Genomic DNA, 20,997 nt, shown 5'->3' with positions numbered 1-20,997 from the left:
ATGGGTTTATTTGATTTATTTAAAAAAGGTGACAAAGTAGGTAAAGACAGTGCTGTAGATTCATCATCTGTTGTAAAAACATCTGATGAAACTTCTAAAAAAGGTGCGGACCGTGATGTCATTACAAAATTGTCATTCCATCCTGAATGGGATGTTCCACAAGAGCAGAAGTATGTATTTAACTTCCTGGCAAATGATTTGGCACCATTAAAGCCAAATCAATTATCATTGGCAGCAATTAATATCGAGCCATCACTGGCAAACGGCTCATGGAATGTAAAAGCATTTTTCCGTTCTTCATTATCTGAAGCTATTGAATTAGGCGAAATTGAACTATTAATTTTGGATAAAGATGATAACCGTATTGCTTCACATTACTTTGATTTTAAGGAACTTGGTATTATTCCGGCAGAAAGTGCACGTCCTTGGATTTTCAACTTCCCTGCTTCTTCTATTACAGCAGACGAAGTACCTGAAGAAGGTTGGAAAATTTCATTCAACTTGCTTTCATTGCGCGGTCACCAATTAGACTTGGATGAAACATGGAAAAAGCAATTACCAGAGGATCAACAAGAAAAATTAGCAGAAATCGTGAAAAGCTTACCGAAATTAGGAAAAACAGAAGTAAACTTTACAGGGTTGCAAGCTAAGATGAATAACGATGGCAGCTTACACGCATCTATTTTCATCCGTAACGGTCATGATAAAGCCATTAACCTGGAACAGTTACCCCTTGAAATTATGGATGCACGCAATGTCGTAGTAGCAAAAGGTTCGTTTAAATTAGACCCTGTCTTATCAGTACAGCCTAATACGACAAAACCTTGGACATTTATCTTCCCTAAAGAATTAGTAACAATTAAAGGTATTGACCTTTCTCGATGGACAGCACGCGTTCCGCAATAGATATACATTTATACACAGCATCTAGAAGTCATTGTTGGCTTTTGGATGCTGTTTTTTGTTTATGAAACTTGTTTTTTGGAGATTCCGTTTTTATTTGTAACTTCTACGAGAAAGTAGAACATTTCTTTGTTCATATAGAACAGAGCACTAGCTTTGTGGAAATCTCAGAGCTTATGTAGCATGTTTAGAGGCAATGTGGAAACTTCACCGAATTATGTAGAACTGATCACTCAATAGTTCTCCTCTTAATCTACTAACCCTTGACTCAAAAGCAGAACTCAAACTCACAATCAACACCCATTCCCCTTTTCAAAATAAACTAAAAAATCCCCCACCCTATAAAAGGTGAGAGATTATAATTACGAATTTTGCAGTATGTAGTAGTGTATATAAGCTATGTATTATTCTGCTTCTGGTGTGTTGTCTACATCTGAATCGTCTGCGTCTGCAACTAGGGCTTCTGCCGATGAGAAGTTAGCGATGCGTTTAGCACCTACGTACTTTTTACCCCAGTAATATTTGTCGTTAATGCTTGTTTTTATAACACCCTTACTTGTGGAAGCGTGGATGAATTTTCCTGAACCAATGTAAATCCCTACATGAGAGATGCGTTTGCCTGATGTATTGAAAAATACTAAATCGCCTGGCTCAAGGTCGCTTTTCTTTACTTTCGTACCTTGCGTATACATTTCTGAAGATGTGCGATTCAATGATGTGATGCCTAGTTCTTTAAATACATGACGTACATATCCTGAGCAGTCAAAGCCTTTTGCTGATGTGCCGCCGTATGAATAGCGAACTCCTAAATACTTTGAAGAGACTTCTTTTAACTCATCTATTGAGTAAGCTGATTCTGCAAAAGCTTCCTTTTCATTCACCGGTGCGAAGAAAATTACGAAGGCAGCTGCCAAAGTTAGTACGGTATTGCGTATTAATTTTAAGTAATCCATCGTGTTCCTCCAACCAATCAATAAATTTTCTGAAAACTTAACTGATATTAGGTTAACACGAGATTATATTTAATAACATTACATTTATGTAACAACGAAGTTACATTTACCCGCTTTCAAATAACTTCAAACATTGCTAAAGAACCTATTTTAACTAGGGATTTTAAACTACCAACCAAACAATTGCCGCTATTAATTGTAATATTAACCAATATTCGAGGCTTTTCTTGTAACATTTGTAACATTATCGCGAATTTATGTAACAAAAAAGAACTAATAAGCGCTTTTTCAACACCACTTATTAGTTCCTCACCAAATTATTTTAAATTATTCAGGCGTTTATATGCGACAAAGCGCTCCGACCAATACTTTTCCCCAATATTTGAAATTGTAATCCCTTTTGAGCCAGCATGAATAAATTCATTGTTTCCTAAATAGATGCCCATATGTGAAATTGTAGGGATAAATGTATTTTTGAAAAATACTAAATCCCCCGGTACAGGTTGCGTTACTTTCGTCGTATCTTGTTCGAAATACATGAGGCTGCTTTTACGATCCATTTGGACACCAACAGAATTAAATATGTAATTTACAAAGCCGCTGCAGTCAAACCCATCTACTGTCGTTCCGCCATATTTATAAGGTGTACCTAATACTGCGTTAGCCGCTTGGATAGCTTGTCCATAAAGGCGCTCTGTCTGTTGTGAAACTTTCCCGGGCAATGCAACTTCCTTCTTTAACTGTTTTTCAATCACTTCGTCAGCTGTTTGATTAAAATTAATTTCTGCTTCCACTGTTTTGGCAGAAGGAGCTTCAACAGCTAAGTCTTTAGTTGACTGCTGGCTAATCGTCAGCTTTTGACCAACTATAATCGCATCTGATTTCAAATTATTCAACTGTTTAATACTCGCTACCGAGATACTATACTTTTTAGCGATCTTTGTTAAATTATCTCCTTTAATAACGGTATGGGATAATGCATTTTGCGGGCTTTCGACTTTTTCCTCTACAACTGAAACAGCAGTCGTTTTCGCTTTAGATGTTGCTGTTGCCGCTTTAGTTACTGCCGGCGTTTTGCTCACTGTACTCACTGCACTTTTTGCTGGGGCAACAACCAGTTTTTGTGCGATAAAAATGCGATCTTGAGATAATTTGTTCCATTGTTTTAGCTGATTGATCGTCGTGTTGTGGGTTTTCGCAATTTTTGTTAACGTATCGCCATGTTTCACCGTATAGGTGGATGCTTGGGCATCTGGTGCGATGAATAGTGCAAGTGAAAATGTTACGCCTGTCAACACTACCTTCCATTTATTATTCAATATGAAAACTCCCCCATTTCAATGAAACTATTTTTTTACTCTATTTTACTTAATTTTCAATAGAGTATACAACCCTCTTTTTATGAGAAAGTTCTAAAGATGGTTATATCTTTCCCCTATTATTATACTCACATATTAATATCATGTAACAGAAATTGAATAACATTTTATAGGGATTGATTTAGCGCAAATTGTTTTCTGAAAATATGCTTGTATTTTAATAATTTTATGATAGAATTAGTTTTTGTTAAAAGATTTAAATTTTTAGAAAACTTTGTATTTTCAAATTAAAGGAGTTTAGTCAACATGAATAGCAAGTCAAGTTTTTTCCGTGAGAATATCGCGGTAGGTTTTATGTTATTTGCATTATTCCTAGGTGCAGGTAATATCATATTCCCACCACAATTAGGTCAAATGGCTGGGGAAAATATTGTAATATCCATGATCGGATTTTTAATAACAGGAGTCGGTTTGCCTCTACTAGGTATTATTGCCGTTGCAAAGAACGGCGGAGACTTAGAAATATTGGCTGGTCGCATTAATCCATATTTCGGTATAATTTTCACTTCGATTATTTACTTGTCGATCGGACCATTCTTTGCCATTCCGCGTACTGGCGCTGTATCTTATTCAATCGGTGTGGAACCGTTTTTAACAGAAGCAATGAAAGGTAGCTGGATTCCATTATTCGTTACAACACTTATCTTTTTCGGAATCACATTCTACTTAGCATATAATCCGACAAAAATCGTCGACCGTGTCGGAAAAATTTTAACACCCGCTCTTTTAATCGTTATTTGTTTACTTGCGATTAAAGCCGTTATTACTCCGTTAGGTGAACCTGGTGAAGCACAGGGACCATATATTAATAACGCATTTGGTGAATCGTTCATCCAAGGTTACTTAACGATGGACGTACTCGCATCATTGGTTTTCGGTATTGTTATCGTTCAATCATTAGTTGCACGTGGCGTAACTGATAGAGTAAAACAAGTTAAAATTACAATTTTCGCAGGGATTGTCGCTGCAATTGGTTTAGCATTTGTTTATGTATCTTTAGGTTATATCGGAGTAACAAGTACATCGGCTATCGGTTTCCATGAAGATGGCGGTACAATTATTTCTTTAGCAGCACAGCAACTATATGGACAAGCCGGTAAGATTATTTTATCAGCCGTAATCATTTTAGCTTGTTTAACAACATCTGTAGGTCTCTTATCTGCAAACGCAACATTTTTCCATAAGATTTTCCCGAAACTTTCTTACCAAGTGTACCTAGTGATTTTCGCACTATTCAGCTTCGGTGTTTCAAACTTTGGATTATCGGATTTAATTAATCTTTCATTGCCTGTTTTAGTTGCAATTTATCCGTTCGCAATCGTGCTTATGATTTTTGCACTATTCGGAAATTTATTCAATCATGCACCGAGCGTATATGGTATGGCTTTAGTTTTCACAGGTATTGTTGCAATTTATGACGGAATCAAACAAGCCGGCTTTGAAATTGAAGGATACGATAAATTTTTATCAATCTTCCCGTTTTATGAGCAAGGCATCGCATGGGTTGTCCCTGCGTTAGTCGGTGGTGTCATCGGCTACATCATGTATTTAGCAAAACGTAAATAAGTTTATCTCCTATAAAAAGGGTATGTTATGAGTGTAAAAACTTGTAACATACCCTCTTTTATTGACTAAAAATAGCTTAAAATATTTTTTCCCTTTACCATAAATCCGTGAAGTTTTCGTGATAAAATATGGTAATATCGCTCTTACGGCATTACGCATTACATTATACAAAAATAAATTTAATGAGGTGGACTCATGCTAAAAAAACATTTATCAGCAATGCTGTTTTTCATCATGTGCCTGGCTGTCCCTTTGACGGTGCTAGGTGCTCCTTTAGATGAAGCAAAAGAGATTGTTAAGGAAAACTATGTAGGGAAGGTTAACGGTGACATCAACCGTGCCATAAGCATCGAGCAATTGGCAGAAATGCTTGATCCGTACTCGGATTACTTTACACCAGAAGAATTCGATGAGTTTTTTAATGGTGTCGAGCTTACTACTGTTGGTATCGGTGTAGTCATTGAAAAGGTAGAAAGCGGTATTCAAATTTCAGAGCTAATCGATGGGGGCAGTGCAAAAAATGCAGGCTTAAAAGTTGGCGATATCATCACAGAGATCGATGGAAAACCGGTTGCAGAGCTGACAATCGACCAGGCTTCTTCCCGTATAAAAGGAGCAGCAAATACAACGGTCTCTATCACGATTTCACGTGAAGACGGCACAATTTTAACGAAAAAATTAACACGTAAAGCTTTCTCACTTCCTAATGTGGAAACAAAGCTTTTATACGGTAATACGGGCTATATTTCATTGAATTCATTTTCAAACGACACGGCAAGCCTCGTATCAAAAGCCATTCGTGACTTGAAAAATAAAGGGGCAAAATCATTTATTTTCGATTTGCAAAATAACGGAGGCGGCTATGTAACAGCAGCAGAACAGCTTATCGGTATGTTCCCGAATGCCACCTATGCCTACAAGCTGAAGGAAGCTTCGGGGACATCTATTGTACGTTCGATGAAGCAATCGACAACATTCCCTGAAAATACGAAAATGCTTGTAAATAGATATAGTGCAAGTTCATCGGAAATGACTGCAGCAGCCCTTGCTGATCAAAAGGCAGTTACGCTTTACGGGGAAACAACTTATGGTAAAGGTTCTATGCAGGCTTTTTACGAGCTTGAAGATGGCAGTTTTCTAAAATTAACAGTTGGTCATTTTTATGGTCCAAACGGTACGAAAATAAATGAAGTTGGGGTCAAACCTCATATTAAAACAACAAGTGAACCTCTCTTTAAAGCACATTACGACACAATCGCTTCAAACTTAAAAAACTATAAAGAACTTGCTGCATTAAAGAATGTGCCATTAAACAAAACATTTACGATCAAGTTTTCTGCTAAACTGTCGAAAGAGCTTGCTTCTTCTTCCGTTGAACTAGTCGAGCTAGGTGCAGATACTGTAAAAACAACGCACAAATTATCGGGTCAACAGCTTGTTGTTACCCCTTCCAAAGAGTTAACGGCCGGCAAAGAATATGCCCTCCTCGTTCATCCTAAAGTGAAAAATGAAAAAGGCAAAAATTTAAAAGCCGGTGTATATTTACACGTATCAACAAAACAGTAAACAAAAAAGAGACGATTTGCATAATTGCAATCGTCTCTTTTCAATTTTATGAATGTACTAAACTTAGCTCCGTTGCAAAATAAATCATGCAAATCTCTTTCGCTAACTGTTCCGGATTCGTTTTATTCGTCAGTAAGTTTGTCAATGTAAGTCGTTCCATCGAACCAACGAGGCTTTGTGCCAGAATATTTGCATCCACCAGCTTTACAACATTAGAATCATTTAGTTGCGTGTTAAGGATATGTATTAATTTAGAAACGAGCATTTCCTTCACTGTAGATGACTGCTCTGCTTCATAAAAACCGATTTTCGTTAAGTTAGGGTTTTCAATAAAGTAATTGAAAATATGTGTTAAACTTCCCTGAATAAGATCGATTCCAAATTTCCCGTCATTTATATCATTTGCTGAACTAGAAAAAATCTCAGTTAATTCATTGTGGAACTTCTCATTTAAATCGTTAAATAATGTTTCTTTGCTTTGAAAATATAAATAAAATGTCGGCTGTGTTAAATTTGCCGATTTCACAATATCACTAATTTTTGTTTGGTGATAACCAAATGTAGAAAATAGCTCGATTGCTTTTTCCAATAATAATTTTTTACTTTTTTCTCCACATGAATTTACACGTCGTCCTCTTGCCATACTACTTCTCCACCCTTATCTCTATTTTAGATGTTTAGTAATTTATATTAAATTCCAATTATTCCACATATGATTATATAGTAAAGCTTTTTTAAAATAAAGTTTTCGCTCATATAACTAATATTTCTTCTTAATAACAGCAACCAATTGACATAACTTAGCAATATTTTAAATTACATTATCTTTAAATTATCCTGTTATAAGGATAATGGACATAAATGAAAAGAGGAAATTTCTTTCATCAATACTATATTAAAATAGTAGGTACTAAAAAAGCGTATCCAATTTCATTGTAGGATACGCGCTTTATCATTATTATTTTCTTCTTAGTATCTTTCCTTTTACTTTACCTGTAACTAGCTGCAGCTCATCCATTTTGAACACAAAAAGTATTATTAGATAGCTAATTGATGCAACTATAAATGTAACAATTACATGAACCCATTTCTGATCAATTACAATCCATTGTGCAATGCCCCAGTTAATTGCGACAAAAATTAATCCAATAATAACCAACTTAAATAGCTGACAAACATTTTTGTCCAAAAGTTTTAACTGATATTTACTTTGAAGCACAATGACTAGCAACAGGAAGTTTACGATGGCACTGATCAACGTCCCTAAAGCAACCGCATTTGCACCCATTCCATCGATTGTCGCCAATACAACTGCAATATTTACACCGAATACCGTTAAAATACTGAAAATCATCGGTAATACGGAGTTACCCTTCGCATAGTAGAAACGCGTAATATATGTGTTCGCAGCAAGGAAGAACATTGTTGTACTGAATACTTGCAGCAATGGTGCTGTAATCGCTGTTGACTCTGCGTCAAATTCTTTATATTCAAAGACGATGCGAATAACACCTTCTGCCTGGAAGTAGAAGAACACCGAAACAGGCAATACGAGTAAATATAATAAACGCATCCCGCGAACATAAAGCTGTTTTACCGACTCTGTGTCCCCTTCTCCCTCTTTTTTGCTAAGTAACGGGAAAATAACGGTCGTTACAGCAGTCATTAATATTGCCTGCGGGAACTGGGACATCTTTGTCGCATAGTTCATCGCTGACGGAACACCGGCTTCCAGCATATTCGTGAAAAATCGTTGAATTAAAATGTAAAGCTGTGCCGTCGCACCGCCAAGCATAATCGGCAACGCAACTCTCCATAGTATTTTCTGATCTTCAGCCTGTTTAAAGTTTGGCTTGAAGGACATTTCCTTCACATTCCGAACCCCGAATACAAGGAACAGGAACATACAGATTGCCCCGACTAATGCCCCGATCCCCATTCCAATCGGTCCCATTGTAATGGACAATATTACCGAGACGATTAAAAATGATCCGTTATAAATAAGCACTGAAAATGCGGATAAATGGTACCGGCCCTGGACATTTAAAATACCGCTCATCCAAGTCGATAATACAAGCATAATCGTCGATGGCATCATCCAGTAATAAAGCGAGCGCAGTATTTCATATTCCGCATCACTTTCAACTTGGAAAAACTGCATTAATATCGGATCGGCCAACGCCATAAATAAAATGACAATGAACGTAATCGAAACAACAATCGTTGTAAATGTTCGCTGTATATATTCAGTAATGCTCGATGACGTCTTATGGTAAATGGATATAAACGCCGTCGTAAACGCTCCGCCAATGACTAAATATAAAAAATTAGGAATTGTATAAGCATTAACGATACTATCTGAATATAAAGTTGTACCAAATTCAATCCCGATATATGTTTCACGGGCAAAGCCCACTAGACGCGCTAATATATTAATAACCGTGACGGCTCCTATTATTTTTAAAATTCCTTTCAACGCTTATCACAATCCTTTAATTACAATTACTTTATTTCGCGTATGTTGTGTAGAGCTTTTTTAAACGTGCAATAATATTTTTTGCATCATGCGTATGAAGTAGTTCGGCTACACGCGCTTCATTCACTGGGATTCCGTCTTTCACTGCATTTTCAAGTGCCAGCTGAAGTAAAATCTCGTCTTTAGGAGGGACTAATACCCCTGCTCCATCCGCCAGCATATAATGCAGTCCTCCAACGTCCGATGCAATAACCGGTGTGCCGCAGCTCATTGCCTCTAAAGCTACTAATCCCAGACCTTCAATATAAGAAGGCAGTACAAAAACATCTGCCGCTTGGAAATACCTAGCCAACTCCTGCTGCGGCATCGGTTCGATAAAGTGAATCGCTGTATTGTCCTTTGACAGCTCTTTTACTTTACTAGTAAAATTGCTATCTTTTGTCGAACCAACACAATAAAGAGCGGCTTGCTCCGGAAGCGATTCCGTTACTTTATTGAATGCACGCACAAGTTCTGTAACGCCTTTTTCCCGTATGATGTTGCCTACGAATAAAAAGTTTGCTTTATCAGGGTCCATCCCTAACTCTTTTGCACGTTGTTTTTTATCTTCCGGTACTTTGAAAACCGTACGATCAATCCCCATGCTCATCACCGAAATTTTCTTGTTTTCAACATGGAAAGTTGTTTCAATCGTTGCAGCAAGCTCTTCCCCTACTGCAATGACATGATCTGCAGACTGTAAAATTTTCTCCGTAAACTCACGGATTTGCCCGCCTTTTTTGGCCATTTTATTAATATCGCCACCATGTGCTGTCACAATATACGGGATATTATGACGCTTTTTTAAATAGTAGCTGAACATCCCGCTCGGAAAAACGTAATGGCTATGTGTTAGCGAAATATTCCGCTTGTTTGCACGGAAAACGCGCATAAACTGCTGCGCCCACTTTAAATATTTCAAAATAACATTTTTCTTTCCTGTCGCGGGATTGGTATTAACCGCGAGCACTGTCTCGATTCCTTCTTGTTCCAGTTGATCGACCTGATTTTTAACGAAAATGCCGTAAGCTAAATGTTCCTTTGAAGGGTACATATTGCTAATGACGAATACTTTTTTCATTACTTTTTCGCACCTTCTTTTAAAAGCTGCTCCCCTAATGCTGATTTTTCTTTAAATGACGCATTTGTACGAGCCGCTAAGTTTTGTGCACCGTTCCAATCTACTGCCATATCGTTAAAGAGCATTGCAAACTTCTCGTCTGATTCATGGAGCGAATCAATCGGTAATGAATAGTTCCCAAGCCCTGCCATTTGTAAAAAGTCATTAACCTTCACATGGTAAGACACACCGATAATCGGTGTTTTCGCATCCGTTGCCAATATTAATGAATGAAGTCTTGTACCGATTAACACATCAAATGTGGACGTAATTTGTAAAATACGTTGCGGCGGCAAGTTTTCATCAATAATTTTTGTATTTTCCGGATGCTTCATTTTAGCTTGAATATCCTTAGTCACATCAGCATCTTGTGGATATTTAGTCGCAAAAAATGTTACATCGACATTGTGCTCTTCAATTAAACGATCCAGGTTTTTCGCCATGCCATCAATATAGTTTTCGTATTTTGCCTCATCGCCGGTTGGCCAATATGAAGCATTGTAGTATGGGACTGCTGTAACCCCAACCGATTTTGGTTGACCGCTATAATTTGAACGGTCTACTTCCAAACTAAATGCCGGATCCCCAATGACATGAACATCACGTTTTACACCAATTGTTTTAAGCAGCTGTTCTGATTGCGGATCACGCACTGAAATATTTTGTGCATGCTTGGCCATATAGCGGATAAACCATTTCCCTAGACCTGTGTTAAGCGGACCCGCACCACAGCCATAGACAACATACGGTACATTATTATTTTTGGCCATCATCGCATAAGAACCATATAGCGGTGCTTCACGCTTATAAAGATCCATCAAAATACCGCCGCCGCCGATTACAACAAAATCAAGTTTTTTCACGACATTAGAATTCTCTTTGTATGTCTTCATGAACGTTTTCACGGCATTACCGTTTTTGTAGTATAAAGGGTAACTTTGCACAGAATAACGTTCAGCTGTTTGTTTGGGATTATTACTAAATACCGTGATATTTTTTGTATCTATTTGAAATACCTTCTGCAGCTGGCGAATAATACTTAATAAAATCGCCTCGTCTCCATTATTATCATTTCCGTAATTTCCTACAATACCAATTTTCATTTATTCATTCATCCTTTGAATCAAGCGTTTTGAGTATGCTTGGCTTATTTCATTTTCATTTGAAAAACACATCCGAAGTAGATGTGTTCAGCGTTATGATTCGTATTTTCAGTATAGCATAATGTCAGTTTGAAACGATATTCCCGAGGGCAAGATCACACTATTTCCCACCAAGAAAATTAAAGTAAATTTATAGTTTTTCGTTAATAAGACGGTTTGTATATAAGATTAGTTTCATTTTTACTTTTTGAAAAGGAATTTATGCGTAAAATGACTTTTCGAGGTCATTTGCATGCTCTGAAATTTTCGTATACATTGCTGTCATAGAGATTTTGTCTCAATGCCCGAGTAGAAATGGTTTATTGTATAGATCTGAAAATTTTATGTATTTAGAAGCTGTCGTATGTAGATTGGAAGCTAGCGATGAAGAGTTTGTTTACTTCATTTCAGGAAGCTTATTAGTCAGAGGTGATTATTTGCTTAAATCCGAATAACTTATTTATTTGGAAGCCCTTGTTTCTAGATTGGAGGCAGACGATGAAGAGTTTATCTCATTTCAGGAAGCTTATTATCGCGTCCAAGCCGGAATGGCGGGCGAAGAAAAAATGCAGCGGACATTAGCCGATTATCATTTTAAAAATTCTTTTAAGATTTTTTATAACTTTGAGTGTATAAATGAAAAAGGTTTTTCTCATCAAATCGATGCTCTTATTATAACGACGAGATTTCTTCTCGTTGTCGAAGTTAAACAAATTTCCGGTACGTTGTTTTATAAACCCGCATTTCATGAATTTGCCCGCCAAACCGAGGATGGGAGAATAGAAAACTTCCCGAATCCGTTTGACCAGGCATACCGGCATCAGTTACTAGTATCGCATTTATTATCAAGCTGGGAAATTCAGCTGCCTGTTTTTTCGATTGTAGTCAATGCTAATATCAGAACAAAACTGGATTCGTCCTTAAACGGTTCTCCGATTCTTCATTTAAGCGGCTTGCCGAAGTTTCTGGAGAAATTAAATGAAAACTATGCTGAAACAAAAGTTAATTTAGTGGATTTGGAAAATAAACTATTAGCCATCTCTTGCCGGCTTCCCGTTAGAAGAAAAATAGAAAGACATCGTTTACGGAATGGCGTACTCTGCGAAAAGTGTGAATTTCAGCATGTCATGTATTATCATCACGGTTCATGGGTTTGCCCCCAGTGCGGCGAGAAAAATCGAGAGGCAATCTTTTTGGCTTTGCATCAATATCGAGTATTAATTGGGGACCGAATCACTAATCGTGAACTGAGGGAATTCGTCGGAATCGACTGTAAAGCAGTTGCATCCAAATTGTTGAAGCGCTTGAATTTTCAACAATTCGGCAAGGGGCGCGGTGTATATTATTTAATTCCTGAAGATGTATTGGATCAGAGTAATGGATAGGTTTCTGTGTGAATTATTACTGAAAGGAGGTGAGGAGTTACTAACGAATGGAACTTTCTACTTTACTCAGGAAATGTTCTACTTTAAGGGTGAAGAGTTCTACTTGACCGCCCAGGCCGTTCTACTTTTCAGACGCAACGTTCTACTTTCCTGGCGCAAAATTCTACTTTCTCAGACAAGCGTTCTACTTTCTATCACATCTCGGCGAATACTCGGTACTATTTATACTTTTCGAATGAATCTTTCTACTTTATCCGGAAAACGTTCTACCTTTTTGCCACAAAATTCTACTTTCTCTGACAAGCGTTCTACTTTCCATCACATCTCGGCGGCTACCGGTACTAGTTCTACTTTTCGAATGAAACTTTCTACTTTATTCGGAAAACGTTCTAATTTATTGGCGCAAAATTCTACTTTCTTAGGCAAACGTTCTACTTTCGACCACATCTTGGCGAATACTCGGTACTAGTTCTACTTTTCGAATGAAACTATCTACTTTATCCGGAAAACGTTCTACTTTATTGGCGCAAAATTCTACTTTCTCTGACATCTTGACAATTAGCCTCACACGATTCTGCTTTTAAGCAAATACTTACATCTCTCCCCATCAAAAAACTATACCACGCACTAAAACTCTCCGTACTAACTTCAATTCACTTGCTCTCCCCCCTCTCTTCCCCATAGCCCTCTTTTCTCCATAAAAAAACCTTTGTAAAAGTTGCGATTCCTCGCTGCAACTTTACAAAGGTTCTCTCTTATTTATTTTGAGTAATTGTGCGGTATAGGAATAAGCTGAAGTGCACGCGTGATACTTCTTGACTTGGTTTATAAGTATTATCTTCATAACCTGTCGTAATTTCATTAGCTGCTAGCGTATGAATATAATCGTATGCCCAGTGCTTTGTACTTACATCTTTAAATTTCGTAGAAGTAGTACCCGTTAACTTATATGCTTCAACTAAGATTTTTGCCATTTGAGCACGAGTTAATGGTTTGCCTGGTTCGTACTTGCCATCACCAGTACCGCTCATGATGCCTGCTTGTACAATCGCCGCAACTGCACCATAATAAGTGCTCTTTGTTGATAGATCGCTAAATCCAGGGTTTGGTACATCTTTTGTCGATAAACCTAGTGCACGAGTTAGCAATACAGCTGCTTGCCCACGGTTTAATGCTAAATCCGGTTTGAATGTACCATCCGGATACCCATTGATTAAGTTATTATCAACTAAATATTGAATTTCTGTTTTATAAACATTGTTTACAGAGATATCTTTGAATAATGGTTTTTCAACAGCCTTTACAACGATTTCTTTTGAAACAGATTTTGTTCCTAATGTCGCTGTTACACGGGCAGTGCCTTCTTTACCATTTGATTTGAAAAGACCTGAGCTGGATACTGTACCGATGTTTCCATCAACAGACCATTTAATTTGTGAATCGTTATAAATTAGCGTTTCATTATTTGATCCTGTTACATTTGCTTTTAATTGAAGTGATGCATTTGGTTCAATTGGACCAGATACTCCTGAAATAGAAAGTCCAGCAGGTCCATCCACTACATTGAAGCTAATTGTTTGTGATGCGCCTTTATTTGAAACCGTTAAACGTTCAGAGCCAGGCGCTACAGCTGTATAATTTAAGCCGTTAACTGTCACTGTATTATTTTGCGGTGTTACTACAAAGTCATTTGCATTTACTGCGAGTGGATTGTAATATTCGTCCAACACATAGTTTGGTGTAAGTTTTACTGTTGCACCGACTAATAGCGTACCTACTTTATCACGATTTACTTGAATATATTTTGGTGCATTTGTTGTTGGTGCTGTACTGATCGCTTCAATAATTGCAGACACGCGACGTTGCGTACCACCAGATGGTGTATTGGCTAAAACGACTGTGTTGCTGCCGTATTTACGAATACCCATTGTTGTTGAACCGCCGCCATCCAAATTAATCGCACGGTCAAAACCAAGGCTTACTAGATAATCCGCAAACTGTGGTAACGTCATACCTGCACTTGAGTTAATACGTCCGTCCACTGTAATTAAGTGTACTTTCTTCTTATCTTTACTGATTGCAATCGCTGTACGTGGTGCTACTTCTCGAGCACGTGAGCTTGATTCATTGATTGTCAGATTTTTTTTGCCGTCCAATACTAGCAATGGACCACTTGCCATCATAAACTGCGCATCCATCCAACGATCATCAATAGCGAAGTTTACTGAAATTTCATCACCGATTTTAATTCCACGGTATTTATCGCCCCATGCTGATCCGTTAAAAGAAAGTACGAAACCGTTACGCGGAATTTTCGTTTTTGTTTCATCATCATAACCGCGGATTGCAGTTACTTTACCTGTTAAAGTTTGTCCGAATTTCGTTGCACCAATTGTATTGCCAGTTTCAACGATAAACTCCATACCTTTTCCGTTGTTCGGCGTCATAGAACTATGATTTTGAGGTGTATAAACAACCGCCTCATCTGTTCCGCGCTTTACATTAAGACCATTTACTTCATTCGTTTGACCGTTATATGTAACGTTAATCTTACTATTATAGTAAGCAATCTCTCCATATCCGTCCTTTGTAATACCGAATGCGATCGGTTGGCTGACATAGTTCGAACTTGAATCTGAAATAACGCTTGGTGTAACAATAGTATTATATTGAGAAATTAAATATAAAGGATAGCCATCCCCCATATTGTAGAAATTAGAGTTGATTGCCCCAACTACCCGATTTCCTTCCTTCGTATGACTGTTCGCATGTTGCGTTGTAGTCATTAACGTATTAACCGGAGTTGGTAAACCTAATCCGATCTTTGTGAAAGAGTCTGTTAAATCTACTTCTAAATGATTAACTACACTTGTTTTAGAACCTTTATGAGTATAGTTTGAATATGTTACCCCTGTTGAAAGCGGGTATGAGTCATTTGTCGATTGTGCTGCACTTGCAAATTGCGGTGTACTGAAAATAAGTGCAAACACCATTAGCACTGCAATAAATAGTGATTTATTTGTTTTCATAATTTGTGCTTCCTAGTTAACTTGAAGCAAGTCACCTTCCTCTCTTAATGTCCTACCTCTAACCTTAACAAATTTTCGCGTGAGAGACTATTAATCTTTTGTTACATTTTACAAAAAACCGTTTTATGCAACATAAAATTACATATTGCAAAAGAGAATAATACAAATACTTTTGAGTTAGATTTCATCTTACTTTTAATTTATTCCGTTGATTTCCATTACGGGCGGACGCTTTCCGCGGGCGCGGATCGAGCCTCTAGTCTCTCCCTCGCGCTGTTCCCGCTGGAGTCTGCCGCCCTCCATTCTAATCAACTCCTGTTAATCCTAAAACATTTTTATTCAATTAATTTTTTAAATAAATCTACCTCATCAAACTTTTAATCTATAAAAAAGAACTATCCCCCTAAGAAGATAGTTCCTTGATCTATTCTGCTTTTTGTTTTTCGTAATCGCTGAGCTTGAGCATTGGATACATTGTGCGCATACTCGCAAATATTCCAAAGAGAATAAAGTAGAACAGTACATATACTTTTAATTCCCAAATATTATAGAAGAAGCCTGCTACACCTGTTGCGAACCATAGCCCGAATAAATATTGTCCGAAGACTGTTTTACGTTCTTTCCAGTACATCCATACCATCGCAAGTAAGAAGCCAGCAAACAATAAAACACCGACTGCTCCTGTCTCAGCAATAACCTGGATATATTGGTTATCGGAATAGAAGTTTTTACCTCCGTAAATATCAGAACGGATACCGTACTCCTCATAAATTGGTGAGTCATATGATAAAGTTGCCGAACCACCGAATGTACCAAAACCGGCACCTGTAATCGGATAATCTTTCAGCACTTCAAATCCTTTTTTAATATAGAACATACGACCACTTTCCTGCATAAGCTCCAAAGTGTCGTCCGAGAAAGTTTCCGTGAAGCGATTGCTGATTCCACCTGAAATTTCCTCTGGTGCTACCGTATTTTCCACACCTAAGTTTTGTAAAAACGATACTCCCCAGTTTACAGGGAAATAAATAAGCGCGATTGCTACAACAAATGAAACGGCAATTCTCTTCAATAACTGCCAATTACGTGATAGCAGCATAATGAATAAGACAAGCACGAAAGCGGAAATCCAAGTACCACGTGAAAGTGTCAATAACAGCATTCCAAAGAAAGCGACCTGTGCAATTCGGAACGTCCATTTAAATTCATTGTTTTTATATGCCCATCGTAGGAAAAATACTGCGGCAATGGCAAAGAACATGACTAATGCCAATGAGTTAGGATTGTTCAGCATACCGTAGACACGCACGAAGTTTGTTGAAGAAAGTATTTTTTCCGTCCATACTTCCGGCATTAATAACTGGCGCATCGACAGTTTTTCGACAATCCCTTGAATGAAAATAACGGCACCTGAAAATACCGTAACCCATGCCAATTTCACAAGGAAGTTTTTCGGCAATTCACTGCGGCTTAATATGTAATACAGTAAATACATAACGCCGAACGTACGTAATTGAAAGACAATCGCACCAAGTGATACACCGTTTTTGTATCCAATGATTGCACCGAAGATTAAAAAGGCGAAGAAGAAGTATTCAAATGGTTTGAAATGAAACCAAGTTTTAAATTTCTTCGTATTTAGTAAAAATAAACGCAGCAATACGACGATCGTAATTAAATCGCCGATGAGTTTAAGACCAGGGTTCAGTTCAATAAAGAATGTACGGAAAATAACGTACGGTACTAAAATTATTAAACTTTGAAATGGCTTAAAAAATGCGAAGAGTACAAAGAAAATAGCTGTACTAATTTGCGCTATCGAAGGCGGAAGCAGTATGGCCGCCACAAGTACAAGAATAGCCCCAAATATTTCGAACCACTCTTTTTTATTCATTTTGACAGAAATGTCATTCATAGATGTCCCAAACCCTTTCCTATATGAAGTTCTCTATTTTTAGATGAGTTTTGCTCATGTGGATTAAGACGAACTTAAGTATAATATGGTTACAATTATAATTCAATGAGAGTATAAAACACACCCTAAATTACTAGAATAATTGTCAGATCAATGGTTTTTCGGTCCTAAAAAAATAGGAATCCTATTTGGACATTAAAAAAAGAGACACAATGTTTGCCTCTCTTCAAATCCTTATTTTCGAGAACCCCTTACTTTTCCACTTAAATAACTCCCGATGGTTTTTGATTATAACCATCATCAATAAGAAAGGAAAAATAAACATAGTAAGTTGAGAAATATAAAATTCTACTGGCATCGTTCTAAATAGAATTAACATTGAAAACAGCTCGATTGTACTGAGCAGCATTGATAAAACCAATATGAAAGTAAGTATACCAATTTTTATTTTTTTGTAGATTTGGTTTCCGAACAAATTGTAAATATAAACACTTAATATAAAACTACCTAATAAAATGTACACAATATAATCTTGGAAAGGTATAGTCACATGTTCTTCATGCGGTGTATCAACGGTAATGTTATCTACAGCCCATCCTAAGTGGAATATGAAGCAAAAAAGTGCTGTATAAAATCTTAAAATAAGGAAAAGTGCTGTATCCATAATATATTTAATGATTTCAAAAGCCTTATTCATTTTCAAAAGTCCCCCTTAACCTCCCTCATCTATATATTCCTAGTTTTTACCATTAAATAGATTAGAGAGATTTAAAAATTCCCGGAATAAATTCCACCTAGCCATTCATAATTACTCCTCAAAACCATAAAATATATACATCACTATTTTGGAGGTCGTAGTATTGCAAAATAACCGTAAAAAAAATAATGAACCGCCAATCGATAACAATCCATTAATTCAAGCCGCTTCACTCGAGGTGTTGGCCGGTTTATTAGCTACGTTAGCGGAAGGGATTTCAACATTTGCGTCCGCTCTTGCATTGCAGGAAGCACAACAGCAGGCCAGTAATTACAGCCAAAATAACGTGGATCTCCAGGAAGTTCATGAACAACTTCATTACTTAACGAAAGAAGTAAAAAAAATATCGAAAGCATTAAATTTATAATTCTTATTCGATTTCCTATTAAATACAAAGATAAAATACCAACTTTTTTAAGATGCTCCTTATCATTCATTTCTATCCCTCAATCGTAAGACCCCCACCTATTTTTCACATTAAATTTTTTCTGAGCTTCAATTGGGCTCACTCTTTTTTATAGCTTCAACTCTTTTATTACAGAGCTCTTTTTTCCCTATCTTTAATCTAGTTTTCAAAGGACTTTTTAATTACATTTATATTACAAACGTCAAAGTATTAGGATTCATCTATGATTCTCGCTCATATATTGGTAAAATATCATCATATAGGAAAGGAGCGTGAATCTGTGTTTAAAAAAATAGTTGGACTAGCATTCGCATTAGTCGTTGCTCTGTCTTTCACAACACAATCAACATCTCATGCAAATGATATAAAAGGCCATCAAATGGTAAATGAATTAACATATTGGTCTAATCAAAATGTCATCCGACCAGACAGCAAAGGAAATTTCAATCCTAACCGTGCCGTTACACGTGGAGAATTTGCTTCTTATATTACCCGCGCACTTAAATTACCAGATTCGTCTACATACACTTTTAAAGACTTAAAAGCTGGTAATGAACTGACACGTGAAATCCAGGCAGCTGCCGGATCAAACATTTTAAGCGGTTATCCTGATGGCACATTCCGTCCGAACGAAAAGATTACGCGCCAGCATATGGCAGCACTTTTGGAAAAAGCATTGCGCTATTCAAACGTGCCGTTGGAAGGACAGCCACTAACTTTTAAGGATAACAACAAAATTAGCGATCAGTTCAAACCGGCTGTAGCTACAAACGTTTACTACAATATTATCCGTGGATCGCATACGAAAAATGGGGTATTTTTTGAACCTCAAGGCAATGCGACAATCGCGCATGCCGCAGCATTTTTATTCCGTATGCAAACAACAATCGAAACATTTGCTTTGAATGAAGGTGAAGAACCTACTGAAACGCCTGCTCCGAATCCAAATGTTTACTATGTCGGTAAAATTTCAAATGGAGTAATTATAAAAAACTCTACTGTTTACTTTAACTACGAACAAGCAGAATCGGCATTAAAAAGTTCTGGCTCAAACTTGATTATCAAAGGTGACAAAATCATTAAAATGTCTTCTGGTATCGCTTCAGCAGCTGATACGAAAGCAAACACTGTCACAATCTATTCAGATAAAAACTTCACGAAGTCGTTATCATATGCTGTAGAAGGCTCTCAGTTTAAATACATCGGAAGCAGTGATCAGTATGCAATCGTTCAATTAGCTGATACAAAAGGCTATGCGAAAATTGATGAAGTTACATTAACACCAACAAGCTTAATTAAAGGACAAGACTACTATTTTGTTGATGGTGGGTATTTAACACATCGTACGTACAACCATATTACACAAAAATATAATTGGGATTATGTAGTGAGTGAAGCACCGGCATTTATGCAGCGCGGCGGTCAATACTATAGCCAAGATGGTGTAAACTTCTACTCTGACGTTCTATTAACGAAAAAAGTAGGAACACATTATCCATACTTCCAATTCCAGTCGATTCGTCAGCCATCTAACTATACAGCTGATGAACTGGACAATATGATTATGACATTATTAACAGAGCGTCAGGCAATTAAAACTTCCCCTCAATATGCAAAAGCAACAGTTGAATCTCGTTTAATCGGGATGGGAAAATTTTTAAAGCAGGTGGAATCACAATATAATGTCAATGCCTTATTCATTTTAGCTGCAGCAATGCACGAAGGTGATTACGGTGTAAGTAAAAATGCCTTAACAAAAAATAATATTTTCGGTATTAAAGTATTTGATACAGACCCTACATTAGGCGAAGTTTATAAATCTCGTGACGATAGTGTCCTTGCCTTTATTAACCGCTATGTCAACTTGAATTACGCGCCTCAATCAGGTGGTTATGCAAAAGGTGCAGCCCCGGGTAATAAAACAGCCGGCATGAATGTGCACTATGCATCGGATCCATTCTGGGGCAGTAAAATTGCCGGCCATATGTACCGTATGGACAACCGTTTCGGTAAAAAAGATTATAAGCAAGCAAAATTAGCATTCGTATCATATGAAAATGGTCATTTAGTAAATGTTCGCAATGAACCATCAACATCATCGCCAGTTCACTTCACTTATAAAGCGAAATATGTAGGCGAAACAGGCGTGTTCGGCTATCCTGTCTCAATCGTTGAAGAAACGAAGGGTACGGACGGCTATGTATGGTACAAAATTATGTCAGACAATAACCCTCCTGCAAAATACGGTTGGGTACGCTCTGATTTAGTTCAATTAATTCCAGGAAATTAATTTTTAATCCAGTACTTCTTACGGAAGTGCTGGTTTTTTTGTAGTTGGGGCAAGGGTTTTAAGAGTCCCAG

Annotated in this window: 15 protein-coding genes; 6 read left to right on the top strand and 9 right to left on the bottom strand. The window is 37.2% G+C overall.

The features are described 5' to 3' along the window. On the top strand, positions 1-906 hold the full coding sequence (locus tag AC0VXV_RS03780) for an accessory Sec system S-layer assembly protein (RefSeq protein WP_475530411.1): 906 nt from the start codon (positions 1-3) through the stop codon (positions 904-906). A gap of 401 nt (positions 907-1,307) precedes the next feature. Here the strand turns inward: AC0VXV_RS03780 and AC0VXV_RS03775 are convergent, their stop codons facing one another. Together AC0VXV_RS03775 and AC0VXV_RS03770 are read right to left on the bottom strand one after the other, a co-directional pair. Further along, the gene (locus tag AC0VXV_RS03775; RefSeq protein WP_475530410.1) at positions 1,308-1,856 is read right to left on the bottom strand and encodes a C40 family peptidase; all 549 of its coding nucleotides are present in this window, start codon (positions 1,854-1,856) and stop codon (positions 1,308-1,310) included. Positions 1,857-2,173: 317 nt separating this feature from the next. Further along, the gene (locus AC0VXV_RS03770; protein ID WP_475530409.1) at positions 2,174-3,175 is read right to left on the bottom strand and encodes a C40 family peptidase; all 1,002 of its coding nucleotides are present in this window, start codon (positions 3,173-3,175) and stop codon (positions 2,174-2,176) included. Positions 3,176-3,481: 306 nt separating this feature from the next. Here AC0VXV_RS03770 and brnQ point away from each other — a divergent pair, with 306 nt between their 5' ends. Beyond that, the gene (gene brnQ / locus AC0VXV_RS03765; protein ID WP_475530408.1) at positions 3,482-4,801 is read left to right on the top strand and encodes a branched-chain amino acid transport system II carrier protein; all 1,320 of its coding nucleotides are present in this window, start codon (positions 3,482-3,484) and stop codon (positions 4,799-4,801) included. 195 nt (positions 4,802-4,996) lie between these two features. After that, entirely contained in the window at positions 4,997-6,367 is a 1,371-nt protein-coding gene (locus AC0VXV_RS03760) for a S41 family peptidase (RefSeq protein WP_475530407.1), read from the top strand. 46 nt (positions 6,368-6,413) lie between these two features. Here AC0VXV_RS03760 and AC0VXV_RS03755 read toward each other — a convergent pair whose 3' ends face one another. The 4 genes from AC0VXV_RS03755 to AC0VXV_RS03740 form a co-directional block, all read right to left on the bottom strand. Further along, the gene (locus AC0VXV_RS03755; protein WP_475530406.1) at positions 6,414-7,010 is read right to left on the bottom strand and encodes a TetR/AcrR family transcriptional regulator; all 597 of its coding nucleotides are present in this window, start codon (positions 7,008-7,010) and stop codon (positions 6,414-6,416) included. Between the two features lie 315 nt (positions 7,011-7,325). Then, a complete protein-coding gene (gene murJ / locus AC0VXV_RS03750) occupies positions 7,326-8,843 on the bottom strand; it encodes a murein biosynthesis integral membrane protein MurJ (protein ID WP_475530405.1) in 1,518 nt (505 codons plus the stop codon). A 31-nt stretch (positions 8,844-8,874) separates the two neighbouring features. Continuing rightward, complete coding sequence (locus AC0VXV_RS03745; RefSeq protein WP_475530404.1) at positions 8,875-9,963, bottom strand: glycosyltransferase; 1,089 nt, start codon at positions 9,961-9,963, stop codon at positions 8,875-8,877. Continuing rightward, positions 9,963-11,105 (bottom strand): polysaccharide pyruvyl transferase family protein, encoded by a 1,143-nt coding sequence (locus AC0VXV_RS03740; RefSeq protein ID WP_475530403.1) that lies wholly within the window; start codon positions 11,103-11,105, stop codon positions 9,963-9,965. Before AC0VXV_RS03740 ends, AC0VXV_RS03745 begins: the two co-directional genes overlap by 1 nt. Before the next feature lie 524 nt (positions 11,106-11,629). Between AC0VXV_RS03740 and AC0VXV_RS03735 the strand changes: the two genes are divergently transcribed. Continuing rightward, positions 11,630-12,529: a nuclease-related domain-containing protein gene (locus AC0VXV_RS03735; RefSeq protein WP_475530402.1), complete on the top strand. Its 900-nt coding sequence runs from the start codon at positions 11,630-11,632 to the stop codon at positions 12,527-12,529. A 755-nt stretch (positions 12,530-13,284) separates the two neighbouring features. Here the strand turns inward: AC0VXV_RS03735 and AC0VXV_RS03730 are convergent. The 3 genes from AC0VXV_RS03730 to AC0VXV_RS03720 form a co-directional block, all read right to left on the bottom strand. Continuing rightward, entirely contained in the window at positions 13,285-15,558 is a 2,274-nt protein-coding gene (locus AC0VXV_RS03730) for an S-layer homology domain-containing protein (RefSeq protein WP_475530401.1), read from the bottom strand. Between the two features lie 424 nt (positions 15,559-15,982). Further along, positions 15,983-17,473: an O-antigen ligase family protein gene (locus AC0VXV_RS03725; protein ID WP_475530400.1), complete on the bottom strand. Its 1,491-nt coding sequence runs from the start codon at positions 17,471-17,473 to the stop codon at positions 15,983-15,985. A gap of 226 nt (positions 17,474-17,699) precedes the next feature. Continuing rightward, positions 17,700-18,170, bottom strand: coding sequence for a hypothetical protein (locus AC0VXV_RS03720; RefSeq protein WP_475530399.1), 471 nt, complete (start codon positions 18,168-18,170; stop codon positions 17,700-17,702). A 163-nt stretch (positions 18,171-18,333) separates the two neighbouring features. On the opposite strand from AC0VXV_RS03720, the gene AC0VXV_RS03715 reads away from it, so the two are divergent. Further along, positions 18,334-18,597 (top strand): multidrug ABC transporter ATPase, encoded by a 264-nt coding sequence (locus tag AC0VXV_RS03715; RefSeq protein WP_251689799.1) that lies wholly within the window; start codon positions 18,334-18,336, stop codon positions 18,595-18,597. 319 nt (positions 18,598-18,916) lie between these two features. Then, on the top strand, positions 18,917-20,926 hold the full coding sequence (locus AC0VXV_RS03710) for an S-layer homology domain-containing protein (protein WP_475530398.1): 2,010 nt from the start codon (positions 18,917-18,919) through the stop codon (positions 20,924-20,926). Positions 20,927-20,997: the final 71 nt, after the last annotated feature.

Source organism: Solibacillus sp. iso_87 (genome assembly GCF_056173085.1).
The sequence above is the reverse complement of the archived record's forward strand: the minus strand, read 5'-3'. Positions and strand labels throughout refer to the sequence as shown.